Source organism: Kitasatospora sp. NPDC053308 (assembly GCF_055585785.1).
The window spans coordinates 1-8,293 of the sequence record NZ_JBVJJY010000013.1; the positions used below are offsets into that span (position 1 = coordinate 1).

Annotated in this window: 3 protein-coding genes and 2 CRISPR repeat arrays; of the genes, 1 reads left to right on the plus strand and 2 read right to left on the minus strand. The window is 74.3% G+C overall.

Annotated features, from left to right (window positions below):
- The first annotated feature begins 41 nt into the window (after window positions 1–41).
- Window positions 42–620: direct repeats of the CRISPR family, unit length 29 nt; unit sequence CGGCTGACCCCCGCGGGTGCGGGGAGGAC.
- A gap of 91 nt (window positions 621–711) precedes the next feature.
- Window positions 712–1,167: direct repeats of the CRISPR family, unit length 29 nt; unit sequence CGGCTGACCCCCGCGGGTGCGGGGAGGAC.
- A gap of 386 nt (window positions 1,168–1,553) precedes the next feature.
- Window positions 1,554–5,612 carry a DEAD/DEAH box helicase gene (locus ACZ6Y7_RS25780; protein WP_465760302.1) on the plus strand — a complete coding sequence of 1,353 codons (4,059 nt, stop codon included), beginning with the start codon at window positions 1,554–1,556 and terminating at the stop codon, window positions 5,610–5,612.
- 208 nt (window positions 5,613–5,820) lie between these two features.
- On the opposite strand, the gene ACZ6Y7_RS25785 is transcribed toward ACZ6Y7_RS25780, so the two are convergent.
- Both ACZ6Y7_RS25785 and ACZ6Y7_RS25790 read right to left on the minus strand, forming a co-directional pair.
- A complete protein-coding gene (locus ACZ6Y7_RS25785) occupies window positions 5,821–6,801 on the minus strand; it encodes an endonuclease/exonuclease/phosphatase family protein (RefSeq protein ID WP_465760303.1) in 981 nt (326 codons plus the stop codon).
- 622 nt (window positions 6,802–7,423) lie between these two features.
- Window positions 7,424–8,092, minus strand: coding sequence for a ComEA family DNA-binding protein (locus ACZ6Y7_RS25790; RefSeq protein WP_465760304.1), 669 nt, complete (start codon window positions 8,090–8,092; stop codon window positions 7,424–7,426).
- Window positions 8,093–8,293: the final 201 nt, after the last annotated feature.

Consider the following 8,293-nt stretch of genomic DNA (forward strand, 5'->3'; position numbering starts at 1 on the left):
GGGGAGGACCCCGGCTCGCTGTCGTACTTGCCGTTGGGCAGCGGCTGACCCCCGCGGGTGCGGGGAGGACGCCGGAGCCACGTCGTAGCGCAGCACGAACCGCGGCTGACCCCCGCGGGTGCGGGGAGGACGGCCCGCTCACCGACTACCGGTGGACGGTCCGCGGCTGACCCCCGCGGGTGCGGGGAGGACGCCGGAGCCACGTCGTAGCGCAGCACGAACCGCGGCTGACCCCCGCGGGTGCGGGGAGGACGGCCCGCTCACCGACTACCGGTGGACGGTCCGCGGCTGACCCCCGCGGGTGCGGGGAGGACCCCGGCTCGCTGTCGTACTTGCCGTTGGGCAGCGGCTGACCCCCGCGGGTGCGGGGAGGACGCCGGAGCCACGTCGTAGCGCAGCACGAACCGCGGCTGACCCCCGCGGGTGCGGGGAGGACGGCCCGCTCACCGACTACCGGTGGACGGTCCGCGGCTGACCCCCGCGGGTGCGGGGAGGACGAGATCGTCCCCGCCGCCAGCGCACCGCTAGCCGGCTGACCCCCGCGGGTGCGGGGAGGACGGCCGTGATGAACTCACGGGACATGGTCAGTCCGGCTGACCCCCGCGGGTGCGGGGAGGACCAGGCCGGCCGCAACAGCACCCACCTGGGCATCGGCTGACCCCGCGGGTGCGGGGAGGACCCGACCGCCTCGCCGACCTGGGCGAAGGCGGAGGGCTGACCCCCGCGGGTGCGGGGAGGACACCGGCCGGACGCGGACAACCCGTTCGTCCACCGGCTGACCCCCGCGGGTGCGGGGAGGACCGCCCCCGACGGTCGGTCCCGGCTGGCTGAAGCGGCTGACCCCCGCGGGTGCGGGGAGGACCCCCTCATCCACCCGGGAAAACTCTGTCAACCCGGCTGACCCCCGCGGGTGCGGGGAGGACGTGGGCGGGACGGTGATCTGCTCGGCGAGCATCGGCTGACCCCCGCGGGTGCGGGGAGGACCCGGCCGCTTCGGCGTAGACGTAGCCCTTGCGCGGCTGACCCCCGCGGGTGCGGGGAGGACTCCGGACGGTGGTCTTCAAGAAACGATGGTTTCGGCTGACCCCCGCGGGTGCGGGGAGGACTTGGTGATCAGGTCGTGGCTCTTGCTGGTCTCCGGCTGACCCCCGCGGGTGCGGGGAGGACCCTTTCCGACCTGGGGTGATGCGGCGGCTTTGCACTTTCTTTTCTACTTCTGATGTGGCGTCGGGTGAGTCGGCCACGTCAGGGGAACTGTGAAGGTGTCAAAGAGCCGGGGACATCGTCCCACGTGCCGATGACGCCTGGGCGGTTCGCCGTTACGGCGCCCGTGGGGCGTCCGCAGAGACGAAGCCGCCCGAGTACCCGGCCCGCCTGCGCGTCGTCCGGTAGATTCGGCGGCCGGCTGATCGGCACACGAAGCGGCTGTGGGCCGCAGGTTCGACGCAGGGGGCAACGGGGTGCGGACCGGGGACGGGCGGGGCCGGCGGGTCGGGGATCTGCTGGATTGCTGGCGGGCGATCGAGTTGTTCAGTCCGCCGTCGATCCCGGAGGTGCCGCGTAAGCGCCGTGCCGGGCGGCTCCGGGCGTCGGACACGGTCGTCGTCGAGATCACCCCGGCCGCGGGAGGGACGGCGCCGGTGTTGCCGTGGGCGCCGGAGCACCCGGAGACGGCGGCGTGGCGGGCGCCGCGGGGGATGGTGTGGCGGCACGAGGTGTACGGCGGGGTGTTCGACCTGGAGCGGCTGCGCCAGGCGATGATCGCCGCTCTGCCGAAGGGCACGGAGCCGGATTCGGGGGTGCCGGACGAGGAGCTGCGGCTGCCGGGCGGGAGCGCGATGTTCGCGCTGGTCCTGGACGAGCACGGCCGCCCGATCGCGGACACCTCGGTGGTGTCCGCGTGCGCCTGGGCGACGGGGCGGCTGTTCGACCCGGGGCCGTCGGCGCCCGGGTGGCTGGACGGGTTCGAGGAGTTGGGCGAGGCGTTCGAGGTGGCGGTGGGGCGGCTGGCCGCCGCGCCGGTCCCGTACGCACCCGCTCCTGCTCCCCCTCGCCTGCCGAACCCCCTGCTGTCGCGGCCCGTGGGCGCGGCGCCCGTACGGCAGGAGGCCGCCCCCGACGGCGGATGGCGGCGGCTGCTCGCGGAGATCCTGGGCGGCGCGGCGGTGGCGGCGGTCGGGGCACTGTTCGGCGAGGTCGCCGGGGCCGCCGTGCAGGGGGCGGCGGAGCCGCTGGTACGCCGCGTCGCCGAGTGGTCGGCGGCCCGCCGTCCGAACCGGGAGGACGCGGCCCCGGGGAGCTCGGCCCGGGAGGGCTCGGAAGACCGTCGCCTTCCGAGCCCTCCCGGGCCCGCCGCCCCGCCCTCGCCGAGCCCGGGAGCCGCCGACGCGCCGTCACCGGACGGCGAGGCTGCGGACGACACCGGCAAGCGCCCGGTCACGCTCGCCGACCTCGTCGCCCTGACCGCCCAGATCGCCCACCTGTGCGGGGTCGAGGAGCACCTCGACCCGCGGGTGATCCGGGTCCAGAGCAGGCTGGTGCGGCTCCCCCGCGACCCGAAGGACAAGCCCGCCGCCCCGCAGCCGTTCCTCAACAGCCTCCTGCCGCCCGACCTCGCCCGCGTCCGCGCCGCGCTCGGCGACGACGCGGCGGGCGGCCTCGGCCCCGCCCTGCAGGCCTACCTGACCGACCGCCGGGACATCCCCCTCGACGCCCGCATCGACCTGCGCGAGGACCGCCTCACGGTCCTCGAAGGCGTCGACCCGGCCCTCGTCCCCGCCGGGCGCTGGCCCGCCAAGGCGAGCCACCCGCTCGCGCTCAGCCAGCAGTTCGCGGTCAACCGCATGCTCGCCGACCGGGCCGGACACGACCGCGCCGCAGACGCGAACGCCGACGCCGGCGGCCTCTTCTCCGTCAACGGCCCGCCCGGCACCGGCAAGACCACCATGCTGCGCGACCTGGTCGCCGCCCTCGTCGTCGAACGGGCCGCCGTGATGGCGACCTACCGGCGGCCCGAGCAGGCGTTCACCGGTTCCGAGTGGCGCGGCAGGGACCGCCAGGGCCGCCACGCCCGCTTCGTCTACGCCCTCGACCCGCGCCTCACCGGCCGCGAGATCGTCGTCGCCTCCTCCAACAACGGCGCCGTGGAGAACATCACCGCCGAACTGCCCGGCGCCGACGCCCTCGACGAACACTGGCACGGCGGTCCCGACCACTTCTCCGACCTCGCCTCCGCCCTGCTCGGCGGCGCCCCCGCCTGGGGGCTGGTCGCCGCCGTCCTCGGCAACAAGACCAACCGCACCCGCTTCACCGAGCGCTTCTGGTGGGGCCGGCTGCCCGAGGACGAGACCGCCGCCCGCGCCGCCGCCGGACTCCCGCCGCTGCGCGGCATGAACGAGATCCTCGGCGACTGGATCCCACCGACCCCCGCCAAGCCCGCCACCCGCACCCAGCGCGGAGACCACACGCGCGCCACCGCCCGGAGCACCGCCGCCCCCGCCGCCGACCGGAGCGGCACCACCGCGCCCCTCCCCGCCCCCGCCCAGCCCGTCCCCTCCTGGCGCCAGGCCGTCGCCGCCTTCCACACCGCCCAGACCGAGGTCGAACGCCTGCGCGCCGAACGCGCCCGCCTCGCCACCGCCCTCGCGGACACCCGGTCCGAGCACGTCCACACCCGCCTCGACGCCCTGCGCGCCGCCATCACCCGCGCCGACGCCCACGCGGCAGCCGCCCGAGCCCGCCACGACGCCGCCCTCACCGCCCTCGACACCGCCACCGAGGCCGTCCGCACCGCCGACGCCGCCCACCGCGCCGCCACCGAGCGCGTCCCCCACGCCCGCCAGGCCCTCGCCGACGCCCGAGGCCTCCTCGCCGCCGCCCGCGAAACCGCCGAACACCACCGCCGCCGGGTCGAAGCCCTCACCGCCCTCCACGACGAACCCCCCGCCCCCCAGCCCGGCCTGCGCGCCGGCCTGCGCCGACTGCTGCAGAGCACCGCCGAACGCGAGGCCGCCGAACAGCACCGCCACCAGACCCGGGCCGAACTCCTCACCCAGCTCGTCCAGCAGCGCACCGCCCTCGAGGACGCCTACAACCACATCGCCCGCTGCGTCCGCGCCGAAGACCTCGCCGCCGACGAACTGCGCACCCGCTCCACCACCGCCCTCACCGACGCCGCCACCGCCGCGGCCCGGGCCCGCGCCCGCGAGGACACCGCCCGCGCCGCCGAATCCGCCGCGTACGCCGCCGCCGAACAGGCCCGCGAAGCCGCCCTGGCCGCCCGCCGCGACCTCGAGGACGCCACCGCCCGCCTCGCCGCCGCCCACCGCACCCTGCGCGAAGCCGCCACCACCCTCCCCTCCCTGCCCCTGGACTGGCTCCACCTCGACGACCACGACCAGGAACTCGGCGCCCCCTGGTCCGACGACGCCTGGAACACCGCCCGCAGCGACCTGTTCCTACGCGCCCTCGACCTCCACCGCGCCCTCGCCGCCCACACCGCCCAACGGATCCGCCGCAACCTCCAGGTCCTCGTCGACCTCATGACCGGCCACCACGGCCCCGTCCCCGACGAACAGGTCCTGCACGCCTGGCAGACCCTCTTCCTCCTCGTCCCCGTCGTCTCCACCACCTTCTCCTCCCTCGGCAGCATGTTCGCCCGCCTCGGCCGCGCCTCCCTCGGCTGGGTCCTCGTCGACGAAGCCGGCCAAGCCACCCCGCAGGCCGCCGTCGGCGCGCTGTGGCGCGCCCGCCGCGCCGTCCTCGTCGGCGACCCCCTCCAGCTCGAACCCGTCGTCACCATGCCCGCCGCCCTGCAACGCCGCCTCCTACTCGCCCACCGCGTCGACGACGCATGGCTGCCCAGCGCCACCTCCGCCCAGGCCGTCGCCGACCGCGTCAACCGCTACGGCACCTACCTGCCCGCCCCCACCGGCGCCGAGCACGACACCGTCTGGGTCGGCTCACCCCTGCGCGTCCACCGCCGCTGCGAAGACCCCATGTTCACCGTCAGCAACGAAACCGCCTACGGCGGCCTCATGGTCCACGGCACCCGCCCCCAGCCCTTCCCCGACCCCGACCACGACGGCCTCCTCCCCAGCCGCTGGCTCGACACCCCCGACCCCGACCGCCCCACCGACACCCCCTGGGGCGAACGCGACCGCCGCGCCCTCACCTTCCTCCTACGCCAACTCGACCGCCACGGCGTCGACGTCGACCGCCTGCGCATCATCGCCCCCTTCCGCGCCCTCGTCCGCGAAGCCCGCGAAACCTGCCGCACCCTCCCCGGCTGGACCCCCGAACACGTCGACGAACGCTGCGCCACCGTCCACCGCGCCCAGGGCAAGGAAGCCGACGTCGTGATCCTCCTGCTCGGCGCCGGAGGCCGCCCCGGCGCCCGCGCCTGGGCCGCCCGCACCCCGCACCTCCTCAACGTCGCCGCCAGCCGCGCCAAACGCCGCCTCTACGTCGTCGGCGACCGCGCCCTGTGGGCCCCACTGCCCCACTTCGACGTCCTCGCCGCCGAACTCCCCTGCTACGACCACCTCGGCGACCGCGACACCTGGCCCCTGGACGGCCCGGAAGGAGCGGTGCCGCCGCCGTCGGAGCACTGATGCGCCCGATGGTCCGGATCAGGTCACGGCCGGTACCCGGCCGCAGGGCGTCGGGGACTCCGCAGACCTGGGGGACGGTGTCCGCCCGGTCGTCGACCCGGCGGGTGAGGAGCCGCCGCACGCGGCCGAAAGCCGTGGACCAGGCGACGATCCGAGCCGATCGCGGTCCGGGACCAGTACAGCCGTCGCCGCGCTGGTCCCGGCACTCCTACAGGTCGAACTCCGCCACCACCGGGGAGTGGTCGGAGGGCTTGTCGTGCGGCGCGGTAGGCCGGGCCTCGACGACGCTCGGCAGCTTGTCGCTGCCGGTGGACACCTTCCGGAACACGGCCAGCAGGGAGTGGCTGATCATGATGTGGTCGATCAGCTCGTGCTGGCCCTCGAAGACACGCGAGAAGCCGCCCTGTTCCAGGATCTTCGGAGCCAGGTTCCACAGGCGTTCGGCGTCGCCCGGGTCAGGGCGGTCGAAGCCCCCGGCGCCCATCTGGGAACCGGGCGGACCGTAGAGGATCTGGGTGGTGGCGGCCTGCCACCCGTCGTTGAAGTCGCCCAGGACCACGACGTCGTGGGTCCGGCCGTCGCCCTGGAGCAGCTCGTCGGCCAGGGCGCGCATGGTGACGGCTTCGGCGGTGCGGCGGAAGAGCGCGTACGCCTCGTAACGGGCCCGCAGGCGCTCGTCGGTGGTCGTGTGCTGCTTGTCCGGGAACGTCAGCAGCTTCGACTTGAGGTGGCAGACCGCCACCTGGACGCTCCGGCCGGGAACCGGTTCCACCCGCACGGCCAGGCCCCCGCGCCCCATCTCGCCGGTCGGGGTGCCCGGAACGCCGTCGTCCTCGACCTGGATGGCATGCAGGTGGTCCGGGAAGTCCTTGCGCTGCCGGACGTCCAGCAGCGGGAACCGGCTGATGACGCCGACCCGGATCCCGCGAGGGTCAGGATGGTCCGACAAGGCCGTGTGCCAGGTACCCGGCAGCCTGGCCACCAGATCGTCCAGGGCCTCCTGGCTGCCCACCTCCTGCACCCCGAGCAGGTCCGGCCCGAGCTCGGTGACGACACCGGCCAGCGCCTCGACCTTGGCGTCGTACGTCGCCTGGTCCTTGGCCGCGCACGTGCTCGGGTCGGGCGGACTGCCCGCCGGCAGCGGACGGCAGAAGTTCTCCAGGTTCCAGGTTCCGATGACCGTGCTCACGGTGCTCCCGGCAGGTCGTTGGCCGGCCTCTCGCCGACTCGTCCCCGCCGTTATCCCTCGGCCGGGAACCGCGACCGGGGGACTCGCCGGTACCGACCGCCCCGTTCACCCGCACGTGGGCCTCACCACCCGACGACGCACCACCCGCGGCGCCGAACGATCTCGCCTTCTGTCGAATGCCGAAGACGAGACCTCCCGCTCCGGTGGCCCGGAGCCCGCCACGGCCGGCCCCGCAGACGCAGGGAGGACACCGCATCCACCGCGCCCGGGCCGCTGTACGGCTGTCCCCCGCTGGCGCGGGGAGGGGCCTGTCTCGATGGCCTCGACGAGGTCGCGCCGCGGCTGACCCCCGCAGGTGCGGGGATGACAGGCCCTTGCACCACTCGATGAACTCACCGAACGGCTGACCCCCGCAGGCGGGGAGGACACGGAGGAGGACACCAACCTGAACGTGGAGGACGGCTGACCCCCGCGTGTGCGAGGAGGACGCGGCGTCCAGGGCTGAGATCGTCAGCTCGTACGGGCGACCCCCGCGAGCGCGGGGAGGACTCCCCGAGACCCCCGGCTGCCGGCGACCGGGTTGACCTGCGGGGACAGGGAGTCCAATGATCCGACGTGCTGTTTAACACGGCAGCAGAACGCCGCGTTCGCGGATGACGAGTTCTTCGCCCTCGGTGAGGCTCGCGTACGTGATGACCTCATCCAACAAGCGGAACGCGCCGCCAACCTCCCGGCGGGCGGTGACGATTCGTTCGGCCGTATCGGAACTGACATCGAGAACCTGAGAGATCGTTTGGGCGTCGACGTTGTTCAGATCCAGCAGCCCCCCATCGTCGTAACCGGTGTTTCGGCCTGGTCGGCCGATTCCCAGTTCGCGGGCCAGGGCCGGATCATCCTGAACGATACGGCGTGCCTCGGAACGCAGAGTTCGGGCCTGCTGGGCGGCGGCGAGAGCGCCGGCGGGCTCCGTCGAGAAGGCCGGCATCGGCTGCCGAGCGGCGGTGCCATAGATCAGGGACCGGTATGGAGAGAGGAGGATCGGGGCGACGATCATCCCGGCCAGCGCGGCGAAACCTGCAACAGGAGGAATGATGAGACCGCCCGCAAGGATGACGGTGAACACAAGGGCCAGTCGGCGAGCCTTCGCCGCGTCCCGCGAACGAGCCTGAGACAGCCGCGTGGTGGCGTGCCAGAACGGTACGCAGGCGAGCAGGCCGATGCTCAATATCGGGGTAAGGACGTACCAGAGGCCGGCGCGACGTTGTCCGGCTTGGGTGGGGTGCTGACTCACGAAGGCAGCGTATCGATGACTGGGCGTCAGATGTGCTCGCGAGGGAGGACCGGATCGACTTGCACCGAACTTTGCGGAGACGCCCGCTATCCCACCTGATCTGGTGCGGCTGACCCCCGCGTGTGCGGGGAGGAGCCCAGGCAACCTGGACCACCCGGTCCACTACGCGGCTGACCCCCGCGTGTGCGGGGAGGAGAGGCC